This window comes from Aureliella helgolandensis, assembly GCF_007752135.1.
Taxonomy (GTDB): domain Bacteria; phylum Planctomycetota; class Planctomycetia; order Pirellulales; family Pirellulaceae; genus Aureliella; species Aureliella helgolandensis.
Map to the genome: position 1 here is coordinate 5,753,958 of NZ_CP036298.1, position 25,359 is coordinate 5,779,316.

General features: G+C 55.0%; 14 protein-coding genes and 1 tRNA gene. 9 read left to right on the forward strand and 6 right to left on the reverse strand.

Annotated elements, in window-relative coordinates:
* Window positions 1–194: 194 nt before the first annotated feature.
* Complete coding sequence (locus tag Q31a_RS20240; protein ID WP_145081976.1) at window positions 195–575, forward strand: VOC family protein; 381 nt, start codon at window positions 195–197, stop codon at window positions 573–575.
* 18 nt (window positions 576–593) lie between these two features.
* Here Q31a_RS20240 and Q31a_RS20245 read toward each other — a convergent pair whose 3' ends face one another.
* The 3 genes from Q31a_RS20245 to pepF all read right to left on the reverse strand — a co-directional run bounded on the left by Q31a_RS20245 (window position 594) and on the right by pepF (window position 5,210).
* Window positions 594–1,850, reverse strand: a complete 1,257-nt coding sequence (locus tag Q31a_RS20245) for a tyrosine-type recombinase/integrase (RefSeq protein ID WP_145081978.1) — start codon at window positions 1,848–1,850, stop codon at window positions 594–596.
* Between the two features lie 194 nt (window positions 1,851–2,044).
* Window positions 2,045–2,117: transfer RNA gene (locus Q31a_RS20250), tRNA-Asn, on the reverse strand.
* A 1,284-nt stretch (window positions 2,118–3,401) separates the two neighbouring features.
* Window positions 3,402–5,210, reverse strand: coding sequence for an oligoendopeptidase F (gene pepF / locus Q31a_RS20255; protein ID WP_391575300.1), 1,809 nt, complete (start codon window positions 5,208–5,210; stop codon window positions 3,402–3,404).
* A 245-nt stretch (window positions 5,211–5,455) separates the two neighbouring features.
* Between pepF and Q31a_RS30385 the strand changes: the two genes are divergently transcribed.
* From Q31a_RS30385 to Q31a_RS20280, 4 genes are all read left to right on the forward strand, one after another.
* On the forward strand, window positions 5,456–7,417 hold the full coding sequence (locus tag Q31a_RS30385; RefSeq protein WP_197355431.1) for a hypothetical protein: 1,962 nt from the start codon (window positions 5,456–5,458) through the stop codon (window positions 7,415–7,417).
* A 225-nt stretch (window positions 7,418–7,642) separates the two neighbouring features.
* Window positions 7,643–9,583, forward strand: a complete 1,941-nt coding sequence (locus tag Q31a_RS20270; RefSeq protein ID WP_197355432.1) for an alpha/beta hydrolase family protein — start codon at window positions 7,643–7,645, stop codon at window positions 9,581–9,583.
* 9 nt (window positions 9,584–9,592) lie between these two features.
* Entirely contained in the window at window positions 9,593–11,023 is a 1,431-nt protein-coding gene (locus Q31a_RS20275; RefSeq protein ID WP_145081986.1) for a TrkH family potassium uptake protein, read from the forward strand.
* 18 nt (window positions 11,024–11,041) lie between these two features.
* Entirely contained in the window at window positions 11,042–11,698 is a 657-nt protein-coding gene (locus tag Q31a_RS20280; protein ID WP_145081988.1) for a potassium channel family protein, read from the forward strand.
* Between the two features lie 34 nt (window positions 11,699–11,732).
* Here the strand turns inward: Q31a_RS20280 and Q31a_RS20285 are convergent, their stop codons facing one another.
* Together Q31a_RS20285 and Q31a_RS20290 are read right to left on the reverse strand one after the other, a co-directional pair.
* A complete protein-coding gene (locus Q31a_RS20285) occupies window positions 11,733–12,884 on the reverse strand; it encodes a c-type cytochrome (protein ID WP_145081990.1) in 1,152 nt (383 codons plus the stop codon).
* Between the two features lie 1,691 nt (window positions 12,885–14,575).
* Entirely contained in the window at window positions 14,576–17,962 is a 3,387-nt protein-coding gene (locus tag Q31a_RS20290; RefSeq protein ID WP_145081992.1) for a PVC-type heme-binding CxxCH protein, read from the reverse strand.
* A 319-nt stretch (window positions 17,963–18,281) separates the two neighbouring features.
* Here Q31a_RS20290 and Q31a_RS20295 point away from each other — a divergent pair, with 319 nt between their 5' ends.
* The 4 genes from Q31a_RS20295 to Q31a_RS31190 all read left to right on the forward strand — a co-directional run bounded on the left by Q31a_RS20295 (window position 18,282) and on the right by Q31a_RS31190 (window position 23,453).
* A complete protein-coding gene (locus Q31a_RS20295) occupies window positions 18,282–19,646 on the forward strand; it encodes a Gfo/Idh/MocA family protein (RefSeq protein WP_145087462.1) in 1,365 nt (454 codons plus the stop codon).
* A gap of 1,481 nt (window positions 19,647–21,127) precedes the next feature.
* Window positions 21,128–21,439: a hypothetical protein gene (locus tag Q31a_RS20300; RefSeq protein ID WP_145081995.1), complete on the forward strand. Its 312-nt coding sequence runs from the start codon at window positions 21,128–21,130 to the stop codon at window positions 21,437–21,439.
* Between the two features lie 298 nt (window positions 21,440–21,737).
* Window positions 21,738–22,808, forward strand: a complete 1,071-nt coding sequence (locus Q31a_RS20305; protein ID WP_145081997.1) for a hypothetical protein — start codon at window positions 21,738–21,740, stop codon at window positions 22,806–22,808.
* Between the two features lie 519 nt (window positions 22,809–23,327).
* The gene (locus tag Q31a_RS31190) at window positions 23,328–23,453 is read left to right on the forward strand and encodes a hypothetical protein (protein ID WP_261342681.1); all 126 of its coding nucleotides are present in this window, start codon (window positions 23,328–23,330) and stop codon (window positions 23,451–23,453) included.
* 870 nt (window positions 23,454–24,323) lie between these two features.
* Here the strand turns inward: Q31a_RS31190 and Q31a_RS20310 are convergent.
* Complete coding sequence (locus Q31a_RS20310) at window positions 24,324–24,935, reverse strand: type 2 periplasmic-binding domain-containing protein (RefSeq protein WP_145081999.1); 612 nt, start codon at window positions 24,933–24,935, stop codon at window positions 24,324–24,326.
* Window positions 24,936–25,359: the final 424 nt, after the last annotated feature.

Genomic DNA, 25,359 nt, shown 5'->3' on the forward strand with positions numbered 1-25,359 from the left:
GCGCCGCGACAAATCTAATGACGTTGCCGTTGCCTTCGCGAATGATCAAACACGTGAGCGTTACGCGACCAGAACTCTGTGGACAAGAACCAAACTGTGGGTGGGCGGTTTAAAGAATGTGTATCCTAAGTCGTCGTCGCGATTGGGAGGGAGATTTCGACTGCAGAGCTGGGTACTGAGCGGAAAACAACACGATGAATAAAGTACGTTGCAACCTAGTCGTCATTCGCTCCAAGCAGCTTGACGCCGCTGCGCGCTTCTATGGCGCACTTGGACTTCGACTTATCAAGCATCGACATGGGAGTGGTCCAGAGCACTTTGCCTCGGAAATTGACACCCCGACTTTTGAAATCTATCCTTTAACAAATGAAGCCACTGCCACCACAGGAGTCCGCATTGGTTTCGCAGTTGAAAGCGTGGATCAAGTCTTTGAGCATCTCCTGAGCGTGGGTGGACAAGCGGTCAGTGCCCCAAAAAATTCGCCATGGGGTCGTCGCGCCGTGATTGCAGATACCGACGGTCATCGAGTTGAGTTAACGTCCGCGATTGAGCCTGAGGAAGCGGCGGGGGGCTGATAGACCTGCTTCTACAACTTAGCCAAAGACTTTCGCCAGCTCACGACGCTGTGAACTTGGAAACAGGTGCCGGTAGCGGCGGCGCATCTCTTCGGTTTGGTGCCCGACCCAGGCGTCGATCATACGTTGATCGACTGCGGCTGAAGCGCAGTTGCTAATAAAGCTATGGCGAAAAACGTGCCAGCCGCGTATGTGCTTCCACTTGCTGCCCGACAAGACCGCGTCCAAATGATCACTGGCCTCGTCGGGAGCAACGCTCTCCCAGTTCTCGCGGCGCTCGGCATTGCGAGACCGCCGGACGCGGTGATCGAGCGGAAATGTATACGAGGTGTTGCCGCATTGCTTGCACCACTGGCGAAGCGTCTCTTTGAGAAAGGGACTAAGCGGGACGTGGCGAAAAGACTGCTTGCCGCGGATTCGCTTCTTTTCGCGGATCATTAATATGTCGCTCTCGAAGTCGATGTCCTCAGTACGGGAGCGACAAATTTCACTGCGGCGGGCGCCAGTGTGGGAAGCGAGCACCGTCATGGGATAGAGGAAGCCGTACGTCGAGTTCTGCTTGACGTAGGTTAGCAGCTCGTCTAACTCCTTGGTACTCAAATAGAGCGAGTCCCAAAGTTCAAGCTGGCTGATTTTACCGGTGACCATTCCTCGATCGATGCGGCGCTGGATTTCTTCCAAAGTGAGAAAAGGCGATGCCTCGGTTTGAAGTGGGTAGTGCAAGCCTTGATTCGGAAAGTCAGAGCTGACGTGATCGAAGCGTTTCGCCCAGCGCCAGAGCGTTCGGAAAGTGGCCATCTCTTTGCGAATCGTGCCTGTCGATACTTTCTTTCCGCGGTGCCCGTCCTCTTCGGAGCGCTTTGAGATATATCGCTGGAGGTCACCAGCCGTGATCGTAACTAAACGCGTGTTCTGCCCCAAGATTCGAGCAACATGTCTCATGTGGACTTTGGTAATACGGAGCGACTCAGGCGCGTGCGAATCTCTGGGGAGACTCTCGCGGTACTTGTCATAGATGCACCCCAACTGCATTTGGCCGGTGGGCTGCGGCTTGCCACTGAGCCGACCGTCCGAGACGAGAAAGCTCATGAGGTCCGCACCTGGGGGAACTTCGAGGCGACCGCGCTCCACCAATTCGATATTCTCCTGGATGCGAAGTCGAATGCCTTCCGCCTTGTTGGCTTCGTTCGTCTTCGTAGATCGCTTGAGCCGTGCTCCAGCGTACCGAAAGCAAACCAAGTAGATTCCAGATTTTTGTTGTTCCAGCCAAGCCATATGCGTTGAACTCCTTGTTGTAAATTGTGGCGATTGACCGGTGAAACGGCCATCGATACAAATTCAACACAAGCTCAACGCTGCCCCGTTTTTGCCCCGTAAACGGTTAGGATACGAAAAAAGGACTTAGAGCTGATTGCCCTAAGTCCTTTGTTTGAAAGCGTTTGTGCGATTTCAAATTGTGGAAAACTAAGCTCCTCCGGTAGGACTCGAACCTACGACCCGGCGGTTAACAGCCGCCTGCTCTACCAACTGAGCTACAGAGGAATATGGGTTGCAGCCTAACAAGCCTTCAGCTCGCAGGATGCCTGGTCTCATTAAAGCGGAACCGGGGCAGAAGGACTGGAAAAGGGCCGCGAAGCTCTCAACCAAAGAATAATGTATCTGTCGGTTCCAATGATGCGTCTAGATTACCTTGATCCTGGCAGACTCGCAAGTCCGATTTGATGGCTAAAGACAGATCTTTTGACTCTGAACTTTTTCGGCCTCTTTCGCGCCGATGTTGAACGTTTTCCTGTGAAATGGACCAAGTTAATAACAAGGACGGGCGGAATCTTAAGCGACGAATCAGAAATTTCTAGGTCCGACTTGCCGACTGGTCTAGCCAGCCTGCATGGGCGGACCAATGCGCCCGCTAGCACTTGCCCCAAATGGTTCCCAACCTACTCCACTATCGGGGCATCGACCCTCGACACTCTGACCAGAACTACTCAGACCTGATCCGATGGGAACGAAAGTCGCTAGCTCAGCTCGGGTAACACTGCACCGTCCATCCTGGAACTCCACAAGTCAGGGTCAGCAGCACGAAACAGCAAGGAGGCATATGTGGGTGCCAACCTGAAGGCGCCCGGAGACGATTACAACTGGCGGAATTGCTGCCTATCGGACGCCACCTGCAACTGGCTCAGGGAGTAGTGCCAGGGAAACTGCGATGAGGCCCCAATAGCGTCTTGCCGTGCTCCGCCCCACTACGCATTACCGAGTAGGGAGCGTTTTCAGCGTTGACGCATAGATAGCATCTCTAATCAGCCTGTAGCGGCGACCACCTGTCCTTGCTGACGCGGCGGGTTGCAATGAAATGGTGCCGATTCGACGGACAGTCGAGACTCTTAGTTCAGCGGAGCAAGTTTGCGTCGAATTGGGTAGGTGAAAGATATCCGATCGAAGAGTGCTTGCAGGCTTGACGCAATAGTAGCATCTCTAATCAGCCTGTAGCGGCGACCAACTTTCCTTGCTGACCGGGCTGTTGATTTAATCGCAATTTGAATTTTAATGCGGAGGTAGCATCCTTAATTGACTTGCAGCGGAGGTTACCTTTCCTTGCTCACGCGGCGGGTTGCAATTTCAACAGCCCGTTACGGGGCGGGTTGCAATGTGATCAAGCTTCCACAGTGGCTTCGTCTTCCTTAGCCCGGTTGCGACTCCGTTTCGTGGCACCGCGCTGTAGCACCGTGCACTGCGATAGGCCCCGTTGTCGTGGTCCCCTGTCCGATAGAAAAATGAGGCGGACCACGACCATGTGGGAATTGGGAATAGGGAAATGTCCTAGGACTAATTGATCAGACCATCGAGCTGTTCCACGAGATTAGAAAAATGCTTGAGGGCCGTTTCGACCGGCTCGGGACTGGCCATGTCGACACCGGCACCACGCAGAAGATCTAGAGGATCTTGCGAACAGCCACCACTTAGGAACCCTAAGTAATCTTGCAATTCTTGCGGCCCTCCCTCAAGGACTCGGCGCGATAAGGCGATGGCGGCGGACAATCCCGTGGCGTATTTGTAAACGTAAAAGCCGCGGTAGAAATGTGGAATCCGCAAGCACTCCAGCTCGAGTTGCTCATCGATCACGAATTCGGGGCCAAAGTAGGCTTCCAACAATTCGCGATAAACCCGCTTGAGCGACTCGACGGTCAAAGGATCCCCCGCTTCGGTCATCGCGTGGGTAATCTTCTCGAACTCAGCGAACATCGTCTGTCGAATGATGGTAGCTCGCACACTGTCCACTTCGTGATTCAGCAGGAAAGCCTTGAGTCGCACATCGTCGGTCGACTTCAGTAGGTGGTGGGTCAACAATTGCTCGTTGAAGGTACTGGCTACTTCTGCCACGAAGATCGTGTAGTTGTAGTATTGGTAGGGCTGATTTTTTGCGGAATAGTGGCTGTGCATTGAGTGCCCGGCCTCGTGGGTCAACGTGAAGAGATCGTTGAGCACCTTGGGCTTGTAGTTCATGAGGATGTAGGGAGCACCGGTGAAAGTGCCACAACTGAAGGCCCCACTTTGCTTGCCCTTGTTGGGATAGCGATCACACCACCGCTGAGTTGTTAATCCGGCCCGCAAGACGGAGGTGTACTCTTCCCCCAACGGCGCCAACGACTCAATCACCGACTCGACCGCTTGCTCCCAATCGCAGTGATGCTCGATATCAGCCACCATAGGAACGTAGGTGTCGTAGTGATGGATGTCGTCCAGCCCCATGTTCCGTCGCCGCATGTCGAAGTAGCGGTGGACGGCAGGCAGGTGTTTGCGAACCGAACCGATCAAGTTGTCGTAGACGCTGCGAGGCACATTGTCGGGGAACAGGGCCGCATCGAGACTCGAGGGATATTTGCGAGCCTTGGCATAGTAGACTTCGCCATGAATGCTGCCCGCCAGAGTGGCTGCCAGGGTGTTCTCGTGGGCCTGGAACTGCTCGTAATACTGATGGAAGGCATTTTTGCGAACCTCCCGCGAGGGCGAAATCAAAAACTGACTGAATGTGGAGTTGGTAAGCTCGACAGTCTCACCATCCTCGTTTTCCAGATTTCCAAATTTTAGATCGGCATCATTCAACTGCCCAAAGACTTTACTGGCGGTGCCGGCCATTTCGCCCTGCATGGCCAGCAAATTCTCTTCCGAGTTTGAGAGTGTGTGCTCGCGATAGCGGACGATGCGCTGCAGAACGAGTTGATACTCGGCCAACTCCTCGGAAGCTAGGTAGGCATCCATCTGTTCAGCAGGAATCGCCAAGAGTTCTGGGCGGATGTAGCTAGCGAGCTGACCAGCCTTGACGGCCACGTTTTGAAAACGTCCCACGAGGGCTTGGTAAGTATTGTTGGCTTGGTCCTCGGTAGTTTTCAGGAAGGCGTAGGTACCGAGCCGCTCGGCCAGCAAGTCCATTTCCTGATCAAAACGAAAGCACTCGGCGAGAACCGCAGGGCCTTCGGAGAGACGTCCCTGAAAAGTTGCGTACTTTTCGATTCCTTGCTCGAACTTCTTAAAATCTTCGTTCCAGGCGGTGTCCGAGGCCTGCAGACTCGACAGATCCCAACAATCCTGCTCGGGTACTTCGCTGCGAGCCGGTACATGTTTGACTGCATTCATCGTGTTCAACTTCATCCTGAATTGGGTTTGCAATATGCGGTAGCCCCTAGGGTAGGTAAACAAGGAAGGTAGCGGCAAGGGGAGAACCGCCCCACTTTGTGCAATTGCTAGTATCGATGGAACGCTGGGCGCGGCGTCTAGGCCCCGCAGACGTGAGTAATGACAGCGCAGTTTGTGATACAATGGGCCGGTTTCCTCGTAGTTCCTTGCTCGCATTCAGACTCTTTCGGCAGGTAATCAAACTGATGGCTAAAAAGCGAAACAATGGCGTGACCCAGCGTCTGCAGGTCAGCAGAAAGTCGGCAGTGAGCTCGACAGTGGTCCAGGTGATCGGTAGCCGGCTTAGGAAAAGTAGGCGGCAATTATTCGCCCTAGCGATCGCTCTACCAACGGCTTTCAGTACGTTGCCCGTACGAGGCCAATTTGAGGAGCTTCCGCCATTGTCTTCGTTGGAGGCGGGCCGAACGCAACTCGTGTCTTTCCTCCCTGGAACGATGCTGTTGGGGTACAACGGGCTGCAGGTCGGGTACGCTCTCGGCACGTCCACTGCAGCGGAAATACTCAACGACCCGATTGGCCTAGGGGTGTTGAGGACTCCCCCGCTTGAAGCACTGCTGGTCGAAGATCGTCCCTGGGCACCCGACAGAGCACGGCCTGCACCACCGCCGCCCAAGCCACGAACCGAGCCCACCCCCGTCCAAGGATCCCCGTCTAGTCCGCCTGACGCTCAACGGCAGAGCCCTCCCCCACATGCCGTTCGCCCTGGCTCCCCATTAACGGACAGGGTGCTAGCAGAGGGCCGCCCCGGTAAGGAGCGGGCAACTCCCAATCGCGGGCCGAACCAAGCCCGGCACCCCGATGTTCGCCGAGACCATCCGAATGACCGCTTTGAGCAGCGCGATGGCCAACGCAATGAGGCGGCCGGCGACCAGCGTCGTCCAGGTCCGGCAGATCGCCAGTCTGCGCAGCGTGGAGCTCGAACATCGGAGGCTGGGAAGCGGCAATTCGATTCTCGCTCACAGCCGCCGGTCTACGATGGACTGCCATACGACGCCCCAGCCCGCGAACGATCGGATCGTGACGGACCAGATCACAACAGGCAGGAGTGGTACACACCAGAGCAAAATGACCGCGGTTTGGGCGGCCCCCATGTAGATAGGGCTGGCCCTGACGGCCCCCGACGCAATGGTGACCAACGCAACGATGGACCAGATCGCAATGGACCAGATCGCAATGGACCGGATCGCGGTGGACCTGATCACGGTGGACCTGATCACGGTGGACCCGATCACGGTGGGCCCGATCACGGTGGGCCCGATCACGGTGGGCCCGATCACGGTGGGCCCGAACACGGTGGGCCCGATCGCGGTGGTCCCGAACATCAAGCTCCCGAGCATTCCGACAGGCAGATGCATCAGGGTTGGCGAGCGATGCCCTTCCCGCCCCCTGGCGCCCACCCACCGGGGACAGCCCCACACGGGAGAGGCCCCCACGGTGTTGGAAATGAGCAGCAACCGCCAGCCATATTAGATCAGCTAGACGCAATCGAGAGCATTCTCGATTCAAAGCCTATTCAGTTAATCCTAGAACTTGAGCGAAAAAATATCGAGCTAGAAGCCAAGTTGCGCATTGCGGAAGTCGAGCACAAGGTGGAGCAGCAACTCCGTGGAATGGAAGTAGCCCATCAACAAGAGCGAGTTGAACGGGAAATGCATCAGGCACAGGAAGAGCTCGAAAAGATAAAACAACAGCGAAATGAAATCGATGCGATGCAGGAACACGCCGCCCAGCAGGTTCAGGATGCCAAAGTCATTCGAGAGCATGCAGACCAAAGGTACCGCGAAAGCGAAAGTGGCCAGCAGGAATTACTCCAGGAAGTCACGGAACTCAAGAACGCTAACCACCGATTGCGTGCCGAGCAGGCCGCATTGGAAACAACCTTTACCACCCTGAGTAAGCTTGAACAAGTCAACCGAGAGCTCGAAAGTGAACTCGAACTGTCCCGCAAACGCACTTCGGAGATGGAGCATCGCTTGCGGGCTTTGGAAGCTCTGTTGCAAGAGTCCGAGCAAAAGAGCAAGAAACTCGAACATCTGCAAGAGGAAGGTGCCGCGCTCCACGTAGAAGTCCACGGCAATGCAGCGAACGAGCACGAGCACGAGCACGAGCACGAGCACGACAAGGACAAGGACAAGGACAAGGACTGAGGGAGTAAGCGAGAGCAGGGGAAGAAGGCCGAAGGCAAGTTGCCGCCTCTGCAACCGGTTTCGATTTCAGTTTACTTTTTTCACCTATTGAAGAACGGTCGTATGAGAGAATTTCAGAATAGCAGGCGCGCAGCTTGGACGCTTGGTTTGATGGGTTTGACGATGCTAATGAGTGGGGCAGGGGAGTGCCCGCGAGCCCATGCACAACCAGCGGGCCGAGCTAGCATGGATGCGTACTTAGAGCAGCGTGTCGAAGCACTGGAAGAAAATTGTTTGGCCGGCATCGATACGGATGAGCAGTGGAACGCGGCGCGGCCTGGGCTGGAGTTGCAATTGCGCGAGATGCTGGGACTTGCCCCCTGGCCTGAGCGCACCGAACTGCATCCGACTATTGTTCAGACGCAGCGGCACGAGGGCTTTACGGTTGAGAACCTTCACTTCCAATCGCTTCCTGGGCTCTATGTCGCGGCCAATCTGTACCTGCCTGCCGATACTGAAGCCGGTCCGTTTCCCACCATCCTCTACGTTTGCGGGCATGCCAGCGTCCAAGAAGATGGCGTCCGCATGGGCAATAAGACGGCCTACCATCACCATGGCATCTGGTTTGCGAAACATGGCTACGCGTGCATGATTATCGACACTGTCCAACTTGGTGAATTCGACGGCAAGCACCATGGCACCTATCGGCACGGTCGCTGGTGGTGGAATTCGCGAGGTTACACACCAGCCGGTGTTGAAGCTTGGAATTCGATGCGGGCCCTGGACTACCTCGAGACGCGTCAAGAAGTGGACGCCTCTCGATTTGGGATCACAGGACGCAGTGGTGGCGGCGTCTACTCCTGGTGGACGACCGCTATCGACCCCCGAATCAAAGTGGCGGTACCGGTGGCTGGGATTACTGATGTGCGAAATCATGTGGTGGACGGCTGCATCGAAGGGCATTGCGATTGTATGTACATGGTCAACAACTACGGCTGGGATTTTGCCACGGTTGCTGCATTGGTTGCGCCACGTCCATTGTTGATATCGAACTCGGATCAGGACAGCATTTTTCCGCTCGACGGAGTCATGCGTGTCCACGAAAAAACGGCAAAAATCTACAAATTATTGCAGGCCGAAGAGTCCTTGGGGATCCACATTACCGAGGGGCCTCATAAGGATACACAAATGTTGCGAGTCGGCGCATTTGCCTGGTTTGAAAAGCACTTCAAAAAGTCGGTTGCAGAATTCGATTCGCGAGCACCGAAGGCACTTGAACCAGCCGAGCTGAGAGTCTTCACCGATGGACTTCCTAGCAATGAACGCGTCACCACGGTCGACGAGTGGTTTGTACCGCAAGTAGTCGATCAAGCGATTACCGATGGTGGAACGACGTCCGAAGCTCGCGAACCAGGCTGGCAAGATAGGCTGTCCAAAGTGCCTGGCGCGATTCGCGACGTGGAAGGATTTTCAATTACCAGTGCCGAACAAACCGAGATGAAGTCCATCGCGGGAGTGGAACTCCACAAGCTGGTCCTCGACACGGCATCGGCCCTAAAGAGTTACGCAATTCTTGCTTTACCAGCCAAGTCACCGACCACGGAAGCACGGTTATGCGTCGGATCAACGCGCGACAGTTCTGCCTCGGGCGACTCGCAGAGTGCGCATCGGGTCGAGTTCGTGCTCGAGGGTGAAGTCGTCACCTTTGATGCGTCATCGGGTCAGTTTGAAGATGCAGAACGAGTAGCAAGTTTAGTTTCTGAGGGTCAAACCAACGTTCTCTTCCTAATGTTGCAAGGGACGGGCGATTCGGCCTGGCATGAAAACGAGCGTGAAACCACGCATCTCAAACGCAGAATTTTTCTGGTTGGCCAATCACTGGATGCGATTCGTGCGTCTGAGATCCGCGGCGTCTTGCGACTGCTGGAGGCTGGTGAGCTGGCCAATTTGAAACCAGCAACGGTGCGACTTGAGGCCTCGGGCCCAGCGACTTGCTTGGCAATGTTGGCGGTGTTGGATTTTCCGGAAGTAGGCTTGGTACTGCACGCGGTCCCAGCCGATCTAGCAGAACAACCCATTCTGCTGGGTCTGTCCAAGGTCACCAACATTCCTCAACTGCTACGACTCGCCTCAGCAAGCGGTCGGACTATCAGCTTGCGCGAGAGTTCCACGGAAGTTGCCGAGTAACCAATCAAGATGTGGTTTACCGCTCGCAACAAAATCTCGACAGCGTTTCGCTTAAAGCATCGCCTGGGAATCTCGGGAAATCGACGACCGCCAAGAGGACGAGGTGCACTTTCCTCCTCTAAGCTGTTCGTCGGTTCGTTTCTCCTGTTGACGCTGGCCGGTACGGTGGGACTGAAAGTTATACCAGGGCTCTACCAGGAGCAATCCTTGACGTGGCACGAAGCGGCCTTTACCGCTACGAGCGCAGTCTGCGTTACGGGATTGATCGTGGTCGATACTGCGACTTATTTCACCTGGGAGGGGCAGGCCTTTTTGCTACTACTGATCCAGCTGGGAGGTCTCGGAATGTTGACCCTCACCAGCATGGTGATCACCGCCCTGGGTGGCCGCCCCTCGTTGCGAGCGGAATCGGCAACCGCGACCGTGCGGCCAGCCATGCCGTACATTCCGCCACGCAAATTGATTATTAGCGTTGTCAAATTCACAATTCTTTTTGAGGCCATCGGTGCCATCCTGCTGTATGCAATTTGGTCGCCTCAAATGGGCTGGAGTGAGGCGATCTGGCCGGCGGTCTTCCACTCGGTGAGCGCCTTTTGCAACGCGGGCTTTTCTACGAACTCTAACTCACTCGTCGATTTCCAGCACTCGCCAGCAACCCTGCTGGCAATCTCCTTCCTGGTCGTGACGGGTGGTCTAGGGTTTGTCACGATGGAAGAGTTTTCTGAGCGATTATGGCGCAAGAAACGTGCGCGGCGTCTGAGTGTTCACACCAGTTTGGTAATTGTCACCACCATCGTGTTGTTGCTCGGGGGCTGGTTCCTATTTGCGTTGTTTGAATGGCGGGGCTGCATGGCTAGCATGCCACTGGTCGATAAACTCAGCAATTCGTTGTTCATGAGCGTTACATCCCGAACGGCGGGATTCAATTCGATTGACTATGGGGCAGCATCGGATAGTAGCAACTTCCTGACGATTCTGTTGATGATGATCGGCGGCTCTCCGGGTTCAACAGCTGGTGGAATGAAAACGACAACCTTCGCGCTGCTGGGGCTAGTCGCCTGGTCCCGTCTCCGTTCGCGACCAACGGTGACTTTTGCCGATCGCTCGATTCCTGAAGAAACCATTCAGCATTCGGTTGGATTGACTGTGATCTATACGGCAATTGTCATGATCGGCATTTTGTTGATAACGTCCATTGGAGATCTGCTGGGGGATCATGGAACATTGTTGCCTAGAATGTTTGAAGTGGTCAGCGCGTTCAATACCGTTGGCCTCTCAATGGGCCTTACCGATACGCTCTCCCCGATTTCACGATGGATCCTTATTGGACTCATGTTCGTGGGGCGAACCGGGCCTTTAGCAGTTGCAGCAGCGTTGGTGGTGCGTCGAGCCGGCAACACCACATACCGCCTGGCTTATGAAGATGTCAACGTGGGTTAACCCAGGAAAGAAGATCTAATGCGACGTTTCGTAGTTGTCGGACTGGGCAATTTCGGTTTTACCGTTGCCCAAACTCTAGCCGACAAGGGACATGATGTGATTGCGCTCGATACCCAAGGAACATTGGTAGACCGCATCTCAGCATACGTATCTCGAGCAGCGGTTGGTGATGCCACAGATATTGACACTCTTCGTCGCATTGGAGCACACGAGGCCGACGCTGCCATCATCTCAACCGGCAGCGATATCACCTCCAGTATCCTGGCCTCGATGGCCATGCATGATCTGGAGGTTAAAGATCTGTATGTCAAAGTGATCTCCAACGACCATGCGCGTGTGATCCAACGGATCGGCGTAACCGAAATTGTCTTCCCAGAACGAGATTCGGCGATAGGATTAGCAACTCGCATCACGGGATCAGCACTGCTCAATTACGTCAGCCTCGGTAGAGGGTTTAGCATTCAAGAGATGGCCGTTCCCAGCGTGTGGCATGGAAAATCTATTCGCGAATTGAGCTTACGGCAGGAGTACAACGTTTCGATCGTCGCTTTACATGATGTCTTGACAGACACCATCCATCCCAACCCCGATCCCAATCATCCCTTGAAAGACTCGGACACCCTCCTGGTTGCTGGAAGCGACGAAGCGCTCTCCAGGGCAGCCAAGCTCAAGTAATCAACCGGGCTTCCGCCTATAGACTAGAGAGCTCTCACTCCCCCGCTTCCTCCGAGAGGGGGTCGGACGCTGTTTTGGTAAGGGACATCGTATAAGCCACCAAGTCCACTAGTTGGTCGGCAGTCATTTGCCGCTGTAGGTCTTGAGGCATTAAGGAGGTCGTCTGCTTCTTGAAGTCTTCAATCGACTCCTTAACAACTTTTTTGTCGATTCCCTCAGCAGTGCGTAAGGTCATGGCGGCAGCGGTGTCACTCACCAACAGCCCCGTGACGGTCGAACCATCATCGGTCAGTAGCGTGTAGGTTTCATAGTTGTGACTGATGGCGGCACTTGGATCGAGGATGGCTACGAACATGGCGTCGCGAGAGAGTTTGCTACCAATTTCGGATAGGTCAGGGCCGACATCCTTTCCTTCACCGCGAACCTTATGACAGGCGATGCAGGTTCCTTGCGTGCGAAATACCACCGCTCCCGCAGCTATATCTCCAGTGCGCTTCACCAACTCCGATAGAGGAGGAAGCGGTTGACTGTCTGCTGTTGCCGGAAGCTCAAGGTACTTCGCCGCTTCGGCCTCGATGCGTGCGTCACCGGAGCCCAACAGCGCGTTGGCTGCCGCAAATTTCAAATCGTCCGGAAGCTTGCTGGAAGCCACCAACTTCAGTAGGGCCTTCTGCCCGTCTGCTCGGCGTCCGACAGCGACGAGGCAAGCGGTGCGGACTGCCACCGGAAGCTTGCGATCATCTAACGACGGAAGCAACCAATTCACCGTGTGTTCGCCCGCCACATGTCCCAGTAGAGTCGCCGCCGCCAATGCATCCGGGTCGTCCGCAGTTAAGCGTGCCCGGAGGAGGTTGAGTTGCCCAAGCTTTCCAAGCACTCCAGCTCCGCGAACTCCCGTAGATTCGTCAGCATGCTGCAACACAAAGCTCACCAGTTCACCGGAAAAATCCGTGATCTTGAATCGCTCGATGAGCTCAAAGTATTGGTCCGTCCCCGGTTGAGCGCGTAGGTACCGCATCAACGCAGCCTTAGCCTTGACTGAGCTATCCAGATCAAATTCATCGAGACGCAATAGCGTTTCAACGATCAGTTTGTCCTTGGAGTTCAACGCAGGAGGCTCGTCCGACAACAAGGGCCCCGCGAGTGTAGCGACTAGACATAGGCTCAGAAGGCTGAAACGGAACATAGGCAGGTCAAAGCTCGAAAGAGGTTGGGATGTTGTTGTCGGGATTCGGGAGATAAGGAGGACGTTGGTTTACCCAAAGTCGTCGTTCGAATCCCAACAAGGCATCAGGAGGAATGAATGGAATGGAGCCGTGTTGGCATTTGCAAGTTGCTAACCTGTCCCCTTGCGATCGATCAAGAAAGAAGTTGCAGGTGCGCGATCACCAGCGGGAAACTACCGATTGAAGCTTGCTTGCTGGGAGTGGAATCATGAGGTCTCAATGCTATGCCGAAGTTCAATCGGCTTGAAGTGCAATTGCTCCAGTGTTGTCTAGGTAGCGGGAAGGGCTGTGAGTGGTGTTGATGTTACTGGGGAGACGGTGCCTCGAATCGCTCTGTAGCCACGGCAACTCTGCCTTGCTCACGCGGCGGGTTACGATTTCAATGGTCAAAGTTCAGTCGTATTGAGGTGCAGGTGCTCCTGTGGTGGGCATGAGACGGGAGAGGCTGTGAATGGTGTTAGTCTTACTGGGGAGGCAGTGCCTCGAATCGCTCTGTAGCCACGGCAACTCTGCCTTGCTCACGCGGCGGGTTACGTTTTCAATGGTCGAAGTTCAGTCGTATTGAGGTGCAGGTGCTCCTGTGGTGGGCAGGAGACGGGAGAGGCTGTGAATGGTGTTAGTCTTACTGGGGAGGCAGTGCCTCGAATCGCTCTGTAGCCACGGCAACTCTGCCTTGCTCACCGGCGGGTTACGTTTTCAATTGGTCGAAGTTCAGTCGTATTGAGGTGCAGGTGCTCCTGTGGTGCGCAGGAGACGGGAGAGGCTGTGAATGGTGTTAATCTTACTGGGGAGGCAGTGCTTCGAATCGCTCTGTAGCCACGGCAACTCTACCTTGCTCACGCGGCGGGTTACGATTTCAATGGTCAAAGTTCAGTCGTATTGAGGTGCAGGTGCTCCTGTGGTGGGCATGAGACGGGAGAGGCTGTGAATGGTGTTAGTCTCACTGGGGAGGCAGTGCCTCGAATCGCTCTGTAGCCACGGCAACTCTGCCTTGCTCACGCGGCGGGTTACGATTTCAATGGTCAAAGTTCAGTCGGCTTGAGGTGCAGGTGCTCCTGTGGTGGGCATGAGACGGGAGAGGCTGTGAATGGTGTTAGTCTTACTGGGGAGGCAGTGCCTCGAATCGCTCTGTAGCTACGGCAACTCTGCCTTGCTCACGCGGCGGGTTACGATTTCAATGGTCAAAGTTCAGTCGGCTTGAGGTGCAGGTGCTCCTGTGGTGGGCATGAGACGGGAGAGGCTGTGAATGGTGTTAGTCTTACTGGGGAGGCAGTGCCTCGAATCGCTCTGTAGCTACGGCAACTCTGCCTTGCTCACGCGGCGGGTTACGATTTCAATGGTCAAAGTTCAGTCGTATTGAGGTGCAGGTGCTCCTGTGGTGGGCATGAGACGGGAGAGGCTGTGAATGGTGTTAGTCTTACTGGGGAGGCAGTGCCTCGAATCGCTCTGTAGCCACGGCAATTCTGCCTTGCTCACGCGGCGGGTTACGATTTCAATTGGTCGAAGTTCAGTCGTATTGAGGTGCAGGTGCTCCTGCGGTGGGCGCGTAGCAGGTTACGGATTGGGCGGGTCGGTGCTGCGCGACGGGTTACGGTTGGCGTGATTCAGATCTCGCGACAAAGGTGGATGCTGGCAGAGCCAAGTGCTTTCCTTAGAAGCCGAGTAGACTCTTCAGGGCGGCATCTTTTTCGGGACCTTGATGGAAGTCGAAGGCGCGCATGAAGTGATCTTGCTGGCTCGACGGAAGCTCTGGATCCTCGAGGATCTTGGCGAGATACGTTGAAGCCTGGTCGGCTCGACTGCGCCACACGATCTCCCTGCCGGCTGGAGTATTCCATGCATCTCCCACTTTGTCCAACCAGGCGGCGAAGCACTGATTAGCCTGACTTCGTTCGCCAATTCCCAATGCTTCCAGGTACCAGCGGTCTTTTCCATCGTACTGGCTAGCCAATTCGGCCCACAGAGATGCAGCGTCTGAAGACGAGCTGTCTCGCAGGGAAATAGCCAGCTCGCGTCGTACCTGCGGTGAAGCATCACGAACCAGTCGTGGACCGTAGCTCGCCACATCGAGCTTCAATTGTCGGGCAAGGCGTATGCCCAGCATTCGTATGTTCGCATCTTGATCGGCCAGGGCTTGCTGGACCGTTGCACTGCCTCGTCCGTCGATCTTGCCGAGCAACCACAGTGCGCGAGCGCGATAGATAGGATTGTCATTCTTGGCCAGAACCTGCAGTGCGTTTTCGGCCTTCGTCCCTTGAGCATGCAGGGCTTGCCAAGCCAAAAAGCGAACGGCATAGTTAGGGTTTTTGAGTGCTTCAATCGCGCCATCGATGGTGTCGAAATCAAATTTGGGGGTCTTGTAAGAAGCATCTTGATCGGCAGGAATGATTCGGAACAAGCGCCCGCGTTCCAAGTCCCCCATACCGTGGCCTCCGACCCCGGGATCGTACCAATCGGCAATCACCAGGGAACCATCGGGAGCGACTTTGACATCCGAAGGGCGGAACCACTTGTCGTTTATTCCGGTGAGCACGTCGCGTATTTCGGCCTGATAACCCGCTCCCGAGTTGTCTAAAAGGTAGGCGCGGCAAACGTTGGGGCCAGCATCGCAGTGGAGCAATTGCCCGCGGAACATCGGCAAGCGATCCCCTTCATAAACGGTGATACCGGTTGGTGAACCGGCACCCGTGAGCAGCAAGTTTGGGACTACGCCTGGGTCGTTCAAGTGCCAATGTCTTTCGGGAATGCTTTCGCTCATTCCGGTGCGGGGCGTTTGCCAGCCGGCTCCGGTCATCTCGTCCTTGTAGCCATAATTGCCGAACTCCATCACGTAGTTGATGCGGACTCCCTTATTACCGTCATCGTCGTTGTCCGACTGCCAAATCGCACCGTAGGAATCAACAGTGACCATCCAGTTATTTCGAAAGTTCCAGCCCAACGTCTCAAACTCGCTGCCATCTAAATTGCAGCGGAAAACCATTCCCTCTTGGTACGGTTGCCGACTGGCGGACACCACGTTGCCAGCGAGGTCGGTGATAGGATTCCCATTCTTATCTTTTACTTCCTGCCCAGCATTCCCAAAATTGAAGTAGAGTTTTCCGTCGGGGCCAAAGGTAAATGCGTGGATGCCATGGTCATGCTGGCTGCCAGCAATTCCGCTGAACAACACCTCTTTGCTATCGGGGTGATCATCACCGTCGGTGTCGGTGAAAAGAAAGACCTTCGAGCCAGCTGACACGATCACTTTATCTCCCAACACGCACACACCGTGTGGCGAATCAATATCGCGGCCTTGATAGAAGACGGTTTCCTTATCAGCCGTTCCATCTCCGTCGGTATCCTCAAGAATTAGAATTCGGTCTCCCTCGGGGCGCTGACCATTGTGCTTGCGATAGTTAACGATTTCGCAAACCCACACCCGTCCTCGATGATCGATATCAATATTCGATGGACTCAACAACTGCGGTTCCGCGGCGAACAGGGACGCAGCCAATTCGGGGCCCACCTCCAGTCCCGCCAGTGCTGATTCCACATCGTGGGAGCCATCATTTTCCGCGAGCCCGATTGGCGGCGGTGCCTCGTTGTAAACTAAGAACTGCACTTCCGCCGAATCACCGCAATTCGCTTGGTCCACGCCCCCATTGTCGAGGCCACCGCGAGCTTGGAAACGGTTGTAACCCGCTGGAATTTCGAATTCGATCACCGAATTTGCATGGGTGCCAATCCCGTAGTCGACCGGATTGCCCGCGATGCGCATTGGTTCGCCGCCCGCGTTCAGCCCCTTGCGAACTTCACCAAACTGGGAGGTGGCATTCTTCCACTGCAGTTCGGTTAATCTTAACTCCCCGGCGGGGCCGCTCAAACGCGGCTCGGCCCAATCGGCCCAATCGCAACTGTAGCCATTGCCGCCGTCAGTCACTACGAGAAAAAGCTTGCTTTGCGCTGAGCCGTCGAGCTTCACATCGATATCGGCAGCGTGTCCTGGGGTTTTGCTTGTAATGCTGGGGCTTGCAAACAGCGGCTTAGGGCTTGCCGCGTTTGGGTTTGCCCGCTTGACATTCTTGTTCTTCGCTGGAGCGGCGGATTGAGTATTCGGCTTGGGTTCATCTTGATTCTTTTCCAGTTCTGCACGATTTGGGTCGGGAGTCTCAACACCATTTTCGGGCACTTCACCGTGCGCGGTCCACACGATGGCATTCAAGGCGACTTTTCGAAAATTTGGATCAGCCCAATTCCAGTGAAAATGCCCCCCAGTGAATCCGAATCCACGCCCTCCGCCTTCTCTTTCAGCAGCCCAAGCCACATGCTGCGGCTCACCGTTGGCAACTGCTTGACGAACTGCAGGATTGCCACTGTGTGGACCATCCGGACGGCGGAGCGTATCCGCAGGGGGCAGAGCGGACAGGATCGGGGTCACACCCTGCATGCCATCGCGAAATCGCATGTGGTAGTACCATTCATCATTGATCGTGAACGGTTGCACACCTTGAGCCACAGGATGGTCAGGGAACGATTCGAACGTTCCATCCCAGTGAGGATTGACTGACCAATCGGTTTCGAAGTAGCCGCCCATCCACTTTAGGAAAGCGTCGCCCGTTTTGCCTTTGGGCGTTTCGACGGCGTAGTGGATACAGACCAAACCGACACCAGAGTCCATGACAGCGTCGAATTCATCGAGGTGAGGATTCAGTAGATGTCTGCCCCCGCCGTCGCAGTAGACGACCACTGCATCAGCATCTCGCAAGGCCTCGGCGCCCTTTTCAGGCCATCCTTCGCGGAACACTTCAACCTGAAAACTAGGCATTGCCTCGGCCAAGCTATTGGCCAGCAACCGACAACCGGCATAGTGCTCGTGGGAACCATAACCATGGCTCGGCGCCCCTGCCAGAAACACGATTTTTTTGCTTCCCGAAACCTCCGCCTCAGCATTTTTCGTTTGCCCATGAAGCTGCAGAGGGAACAACAGGCAAGCCACAAACCCTAGGCAAAGGCCGGGTCCAAGCAGGCTTACAAATCTTACGTGGCGGGGATTTAGCATCGATCAAATCTCTGGGGTGCGTGGTGGGAGTGGCCCGCGATTGCCGGTGCACTCATCAACATACCTGTCATGAAGCAGTGGAGGCAGGGTGATAGTAGGAATAGCGAGATGGCAATAATTATAGACACAGCGGTTGCCGCAACGCCATATGTCCGAGATAAAAGCCAGATTCCACCCCTTGGGCCCGACGTGGTATGATCGCTCATAGTACCATATAGGCAGTTGAAAACCGCATAGTAGCTTGCCTCAGGATCGCTTTCCAAGCTGGCAGGCAACCAACAATTCTCCTACTATTTCCTAAGGAATCTGTAGCATGTCGATGCAACCACGTCGTGATTTTCTGAAAACCTCTGCAGCTGGTAGCGCCGCTGTCGCCGCCACATTATGGAACGCGAGAATGTCCGCCGCCCAAGAAGCGTCGAACAAGCCCAGAATTGCAGCGATCGGTGTAGGGGGTAGCCGCGGTCGTTATAGCCAGGGAGGTGGCATCGCGCGACGCGCATCGAAATTCGGGGAAATGATTGCCGTGTGCGACGTCGATGACCTGCACACAGCGGAGTTCAATAAAGACTTCGGCGACAAATTGGGAATGTACCGCGACTACCGCGACCTGTTGAGTAAAGAGAAGCCCGATGTGGTTACCATCGGCACACCAGACCATTGGCACGTTCCCATTGCAATCGCTGCCCTGCGCGCTGGCAGCGACGTCTACTGCGAAAAACCGCTGACGTTGACGATCGATGAAGGCAAGCAAATTTGCCAAGTGGTCAAGGAGACCGGTCGAGTATTCCAAGTGGGTACCCAACAACGCAGCCAAGACAACTCGCGATTCCTCAAGGCCATTGCCATGGTCCACAGTGGCCGGCTCGGAAAAAATGTGAACGCTTACGTTGCGATTGGTGGAGCCCCCACGTGCGAACCGATTGAGGGTTCCGCAGCCCCCGACGATCTTGACTGGAACATGTGGGTTGGGCCAGCTCAAGCGGTCGAGTACAGTGAGAAACGTCGGAAGGAATTCCGCTGGTTCTATCAATATTCAGGTGGAAAAATGACCGACTGGGGAGCCCACCACATCGACATTGCCCAGTGGGCGTTGGGACATCAAGATTCCGGTCCCGTTAAGATCAGCGGAACAGGCACCTTGCCGAGTATCGTGCCAGCCGAATTCGACTGGGCTGGCCTTTTCAAAGGTGATGCAACCCTTCCCCCAGCGTTCAACACTGCCGTGAACTTCAGTATCGATCTGGAGTATGCAGATGGCGCCAAAATGAGTGTCAACGATGTTTACAAACGTGAATCGGACAACGTGGACTTCGGAAACGGAATCCTGCTTGAAGGGGACGCAGGACGAATTTTCGTCAACCGCGGAAAGCTAGAAGGACGCCCGATTGATCAGTTGACCGAAAAAGACAATCAGGAACTCGACGCTATCATCATTGAACTGTGCAAGGGCAAGCAACCAGGCAACCACATGGGTAATTTCTTCGACTGTCGAGAAGATGGTAGCCTGCCGATTTCGGATGTCTACACCCACCACCGCACCATGACCGCTTGCCACCTGTGCAATATTGCCCTCATGCTGAAACGCGACTTGAACTGGGATCCCAAGGCAGAGCGTTTTGTCAACGATGAAGCGGCCAACGCGTTGCTGAGCCGTGAGAGTCGCCCCGGGTTTACGGCTTAAGATCCGGTCGAACCGGCAGCATCGTGCCATTGTTTTTGCTTCCGGCCTGGCTGGCCGGTCGCCTCCCAGCGGAGCGGTTTGTCGACATTGCAATCCAGTTGCATTGCAATAATTGCAGGCCGCACCGCTCAGCAGCAACGACTGCAGCCTCGCTGACGCGACGACTCACCACAACTGGCTCGCGCTCCAGACGCACCTGACTGATAGGCAGGCTTGGCGATAGTCAGGCGTTCCTGATTGATGGTCTCGGCGATCCCCAGCGCAACCCGACGCGTCAGCGAGGACGTTGGACAACTCAGCAACTGGAGTGCTAGAACTCAGGAAACTTCTCACCATGCTTGGCCTGCTTGCGAGGCTACTAGCCTTGCTTACGCGGCGGGTTACGATGGTGGAGCAAGACAGATAGCTGCACCAGACTACTGGCAGGCTTGGCGACAGCTAGGCGTTCCTGATTGGTAGTCTCGGCGATCCCCAGCGCAACCCGACGCGTCAGCGAGGACGCTGGACAATTCAGCAACTGGATTGCTGGAGCCCGGGAAACTTCCCACCATGCTTGGCCTGCTTGCGAGGCTACTATCCTTGCTTACGCAGCGGGCTACAATGGTGAAGGAAGACATCCAGATGCACCTTACTACTGGCAGACTTGGCGACAGCTAGGCGTTCCTGATTGGTAGTCTCGGCGAACCCCAGCGCAACCCGACGCGTCAGCGAGGACGCTGGACAATTCAGCAAATGGAGTGCTAGAACTCAGGAAACTTCCCATCATGCTTGGCCCGCTTGCGAGGCTACTATCCTTGCTTACGCGGCGGGCTGCGATGGTGAAGGAAGACATCCAGATGCACCTGACTACTGACAGGCTTGGCGACAGCCAGGCGTTCCTGATTGATGGCCTCGGCGATAGCCAGCGCAACCCGACGCGTCAGCGAGGACGCTGGACAATTCAGCAAATGGATTGCTGGAGCCCGGGAAACTTCCCACCATGCTTGGCCTGCTTGCGAGGCAACTATCCTTGCTTACGCAGCGGGCTACAATGGTGAAGGAAGACATCCAGATGCACCTTACTACTGGCAGACTTGGCGATAGTCAGGCGTTCCTGATTGATGGTCTCGGCGATAGCCAGCGCAACCCGACGCGTCAGCGAGGACGCTGGACAATTCAGCAACTGGATTGCTGGAGCCCGGGAAACTTCCCATCATGCTTGGCCCGCTTGCGAGGCTACTATCCTTGCTTACGCAGCGGGTTACAATGGTGAACGAAGACATCCAGATGCACCTTACTACTGGCAGGCTTGGCGACAGCTAGGCGTTCCTGATTGATGGTCTCGGCGATCCCCAGCGCAACCCGACGCGTAAGCGAGGACGCTGGACAATTCAGCAACTAGATTGCTGGAGCCCGGGAAACTTCCCACCATGCTTGGCCTGCTTGCGAGGCTACTATCCTTGCTTACGCAGCGGGTTACAATGGTGAAGGAAGACATCCAGATGCACCTTACTACTGGCAGACTTGGCGATAGTCAAGCGTTCCTGATTGATGGTCTCGGCGATAGCCAGCGCAACCCGACGCGTCAGCGAGGACGCTGGACAATTCAGCAACTGGATTGCTGGAGCCCGGGAAACTTCCCACCATGCTTGGCCTGCTTGCGAGGCTACTATCCTGGCTTGCGCGGCGGACTGCGATGGGGGATTGCGTCAGGTCCATGGTCGCAGAGATCCTTGGCACTCTTTTCGCTCGCAGCATTCTGCTCCTCCCAGGCCGTGGAACCACCTAAACGGCCAACCGCTGGCTGGCGCTGAGGCACCATTCTCCCATAAAGACTGAAAAGTGATTTAGACTGCAACTTACCACCACCAATCTACACGCAAGAACGAGATTACCTACATTTACGGTCACTTCGTTTTCCGGCTCTTTCAGTTACAATTGAGGACTTCCAACCGCTTCCGCGAGCTGCAGATGGAAATCCAACAGAGCCTTCCCCCCAAGATCACGAATTCACCGGACAGGTCAAGTGCCTGCCAACTCCGGGTTCGCCTCCACGAATGCCGCCACTTACTGCTCGCCGACCAGAAATTTCGTCCTTCCAGAATTTTGGCTATGTTGATCCCCCCCCAGCGGTCTTACCTGCTACCCTTTTCCATTTTTCTATGCAGCTTTTCCTGGATGGGGTTGGTGCAATCCGCTCAGGCTCAATCGACGATTCAAGAACAATTGCGATTGCTCGAAGAGAGCCGTCTTAACAATGAAGAGCGTTTAATATCGGCCGAGGGTAAGGGGGTTTTGAAGCGTTGGTTCGTCGATACTGACTCCGCGGAGCCGCTGCAAACGACCGACGCGACGATTGACCTGCTCTACGATTCCTCCAAATTTCTACTAATTATTAACAATCACTTTCGATTGCAGGAATTGCGGGTACGGGAATTGGTGGAAATAGGCGATTTGGTGGCTGATAGAATACCCGCCGGCAAACAATGGGAGGAAACCAATATTTCCAAGACCCTTGTACTTGGAGATGGCGACGCCATCTATTCCGCCGAATGGTTGGCTGATGGTAGCTGTACTGGCGAAATCGATTTTGTATTCTCTCGACAATCAGTGCTAAGGACAGCAGGTTACCCCTTTGAACACCCATTACACCTATGGAAAGAGGCACTCAATATCAGTCGGATCAAGCCAGAGCAAACGAAGCTGACTCCTTTGGCAAGCGGAGGACTGATTGGAATTGAATCTCTCAATACGTTCAACTTAAAATTCTACTTCTTTGGCGACTTCGGCTTTGATCTGCGACGCGTGAGTACTCAAAGAATGGATACGGGACTCCCAATCCGAGAATACTCCTTTGACTGGGGTGAATCGGCTGGAGTCCACTACTTGAAGCGATTTTCGAGCACGATTAATCTCACCGCCACCAATGAGATTACTAGGGAACATACGATTGCATCGAAAAAAACACTTGAAGTCGACTTTGTTGATTTTAAAGTGAATCAGCCAATTGAGAAAAACCGATTTCTCCTTTCACACTCTGGCATTCCTATCGGGACGCACTTCACCGACAATCGGTCGCAAGTGGCCGGCCGTGAAGCGACGCTTGAATTCGACGGCACTCGGTTGATTCCTCTCAACCGAAACTCGCCAGAGAAGGCTGAGAAACAGGCGAACGACGGCTAGCGAGTGCCAATCCAAGTAGGCGCGAGACGGTACGTCAACAGTCTCCCGCTCAATCGGACAGGCAAGCTTGGCGATAGCCATCGTAACCCGACGTGTTAGCGAGGACGTTGGACAACTTAGCAACTGGATTGCTGGAACTCAGGGTACTTCCCACCATGCTTGGCCTGCTTGCGGGGCTGCTATCCTTGCTTACGCGGCGGGTTACGATGGTGAAGTAACACAGACCGCTGCACCTGACTACTGGCAGGCTTGACGATCCCCATTGCAACCCGACGCGTTAGCGAAGACGTTGGACAACTCAGCAACTGGATTGCTGGTACTCAGGGTACTTCCCGCCATGCTTGACCTGCTTGCGGGGCTGCTATCCTTGCTGACGCGGCGGGTTACGATGGTGAAGGAAGACAGACAGATGTACCAGACTACTGGCAGGCTTGACGGTCCCCATTGCAACCCGACGCGTTAGCGAAGACGTTGGACAACTCAGCAACTGGATTGCTGGTACTCAGGGTACTTCCCGCCATGCTTGACCTGCTTGCGGGGCTGCTAGCCTTGCTGACGCGGCGGGTTACGATGGTGAAGGAAGACAGACAGATGTACCAGACTACTGGCAGGCTTGACGATCCCCATTGCAACCCGACGCGTTAGCGAGGACGTTGGACAACTCAGCAACTGGATTGCTGGAACTCAGGATACTTCCCACCATGCTTGGCCTGCTTGCGGGGCTGCTAGCCTTGCTGACGCGGCGGGTTACGATGGCGAAGGAAGACAGACAGATGTACCAGACTACTGGCAGGCTTGACGATCCCCATTGCAACCCGACGCGTTGGCGAGGAGGTTGGATGATTCAGCAACTGGATTGCTGGAACTCAGGGTACTTCCCGCCATGCTTGGCCTGCTTGCGAGACTGCTATCCTTGCTTACGCGGCCGGTTACGATGGTGAAGTAACACAGACCGCTGCACCAGACTACTGGCAGGCTTGACGATCCCCATTGCAACCCGACGCGTTAGCGAGGACGTTGGATGATTCAGCAACTGGATTGCTGGAACTCAGGGTACTTCCCGCCATGCTTGGCCTGCTTGCGAGGCTGCTAGCCTTGCTTACGCGGCGGGTTACGATGGTGAAGGAAGGCAGACAGATGTACCAGACTACTGGCAGGCTTGACGATCCCCATCGCAACCCGACGCGTTAGCGAGGACGTTGGACAACTTAGCAACTGGAATGCTAGAGCCCAGGGTACTTCCCGCCATGCTTAGCCTGCTTGCGAGGCTGCTAGCCTTGCTTACGCGGCGGGTTACGATGGTGGAGAAAGACAGATAGGTGCACCAGACTACTGGTAGGCTTGGCGATAGCCATCGCAACCCGACGCGTTAGCGAGGACGTTGGATGATTCAGCAACTGGATTGCTGGAACTCAGGGTACTTCCCGCCATGCTTGGCCTGCTTGCGGGGCTGCTAGCCTTGTTTACGCAGCGGGTTACGATGGTGAAGCAAGACAGGCAGGTACGGAGGGCGGTTTAGCGTTTGCGATAGAGTTCGATGTGATAGGGTCCGCGAAACATCAGCAGCAGCGCGCCGGATCTGGCAAAACGATCAAACACGAGTCGCAGAAAATGCTCCTCGCCTGGCCATGGATAGGCAAACACAATGGCAAAATCTTCCAGCGGCATATCATATGAATCGTAGGCGGGCTCCAAATCATGGGTGAGCGACACGAGTGGATCGGTATCTTCCGCCAAGCGTTTGGCGCCCCGCGGTAGAAAATTCCCCTGCCATATTTCGGCATCAACTTGGTTGTCCTTGAGCAGCTTGCGCCCCTCCTCACACAAAAATGGCTCTGCCTCGACACCAATGGCATCCAATCCAAGAATACCGGCCACTCCTGTAACGACACCAAAGCCGCACCCCCATTCGACAAAGAGGCGCCCATCGATCAGGTCGCGTTGGACGCACTCAGTTAACGCGCTGGCTACGAGGTTGAAGTCGCATTCTATGTATTGTGGCAGTGGTTTTTGCGGGAATTGATCCCAGTAGAGTTCGATTCTGGCGCGACAGGCAACCAACCAATCTGCCACCTGTTGGGAGAATGCGTCTTCCGACAATTCAATTTCAATGGAAAGGAGTGCCATGCAGCGTCTGCTCTATCAATCATGTTTGAGGAAGATGCTTCAGCCGCTTCCATAGGGAGGGCAGCAGAAAACACCAGTGGTCGAACTGGGACAATTCTCGTCAAGCGCCATGTACAGGCACTCCGAAATCAACTCTTCACAAGCAGATTGTAAGCAAGTACTTGAGCCTCCGGTGCTTGCCCACCCGCGAGTCCCGCATTTAGGGCAATCAGGTGGGCAGCCTGCGTTTAACTTTACTGCACCGGAATATTTTGACATGAGTCTAATTGGGAAAATAGACCTAAGATTCCTCTGGGTCGCAATGCTAAACAGCAGATCCCTGCCAATCGAGCCCGAAGTGGATTGTAGATGAGGAAACCGGCAGTTCCCGAAGAGTTCCAGTCTTGACTGGGTCGATAGGCGAGACACAAGAGGGATTTTTGCG

Coding starts and splice junctions, on each gene's coding strand:
- Q31a_RS30385 (WP_197355431.1), top strand. CDS start 5,456: ATGGCTAAAAAGCGAAACAATGGCGTGACCCAGCGTCTGCAGGTCAGC.
- Q31a_RS20285 (WP_145081990.1), bottom strand. CDS start 12,884: ATGTTCCGTTTCAGCCTTCTGAGCCTATGTCTAGTCGCTACACTCGCG.
- Q31a_RS20275 (WP_145081986.1), top strand. CDS start 9,593: ATGTGGTTTACCGCTCGCAACAAAATCTCGACAGCGTTTCGCTTAAAG.
- Q31a_RS20290 (WP_145081992.1), bottom strand. CDS start 17,962: ATGCTAAATCCCCGCCACGTAAGATTTGTAAGCCTGCTTGGACCCGGC.
- Q31a_RS20300 (WP_145081995.1), top strand. CDS start 21,128: ATGCACCTTACTACTGGCAGACTTGGCGATAGTCAAGCGTTCCTGATT.
- Q31a_RS20295 (WP_145087462.1), top strand. CDS start 18,282: ATGCAACCACGTCGTGATTTTCTGAAAACCTCTGCAGCTGGTAGCGCC.
- Q31a_RS20310 (WP_145081999.1), bottom strand. CDS start 24,935: ATGGCACTCCTTTCCATTGAAATTGAATTGTCGGAAGACGCATTCTCC.
- Q31a_RS20270 (WP_197355432.1), top strand. CDS start 7,643: ATGGATGCGTACTTAGAGCAGCGTGTCGAAGCACTGGAAGAAAATTGT.
- Q31a_RS20240 (WP_145081976.1), top strand. CDS start 195: ATGAATAAAGTACGTTGCAACCTAGTCGTCATTCGCTCCAAGCAGCTT.
- Q31a_RS31190 (WP_261342681.1), top strand. CDS start 23,328: ATGCTTGACCTGCTTGCGGGGCTGCTAGCCTTGCTGACGCGGCGGGTT.
- Q31a_RS20280 (WP_145081988.1), top strand. CDS start 11,042: ATGCGACGTTTCGTAGTTGTCGGACTGGGCAATTTCGGTTTTACCGTT.
- pepF (WP_391575300.1), bottom strand. CDS start 5,210: ATGAATGCAGTCAAACATGTACCGGCTCGCAGCGAAGTACCCGAGCAG.
- Q31a_RS20305 (WP_145081997.1), top strand. CDS start 21,738: ATGTTGATCCCCCCCCAGCGGTCTTACCTGCTACCCTTTTCCATTTTT.
- Q31a_RS20245 (WP_145081978.1), bottom strand. CDS start 1,850: ATGGCTTGGCTGGAACAACAAAAATCTGGAATCTACTTGGTTTGCTTT.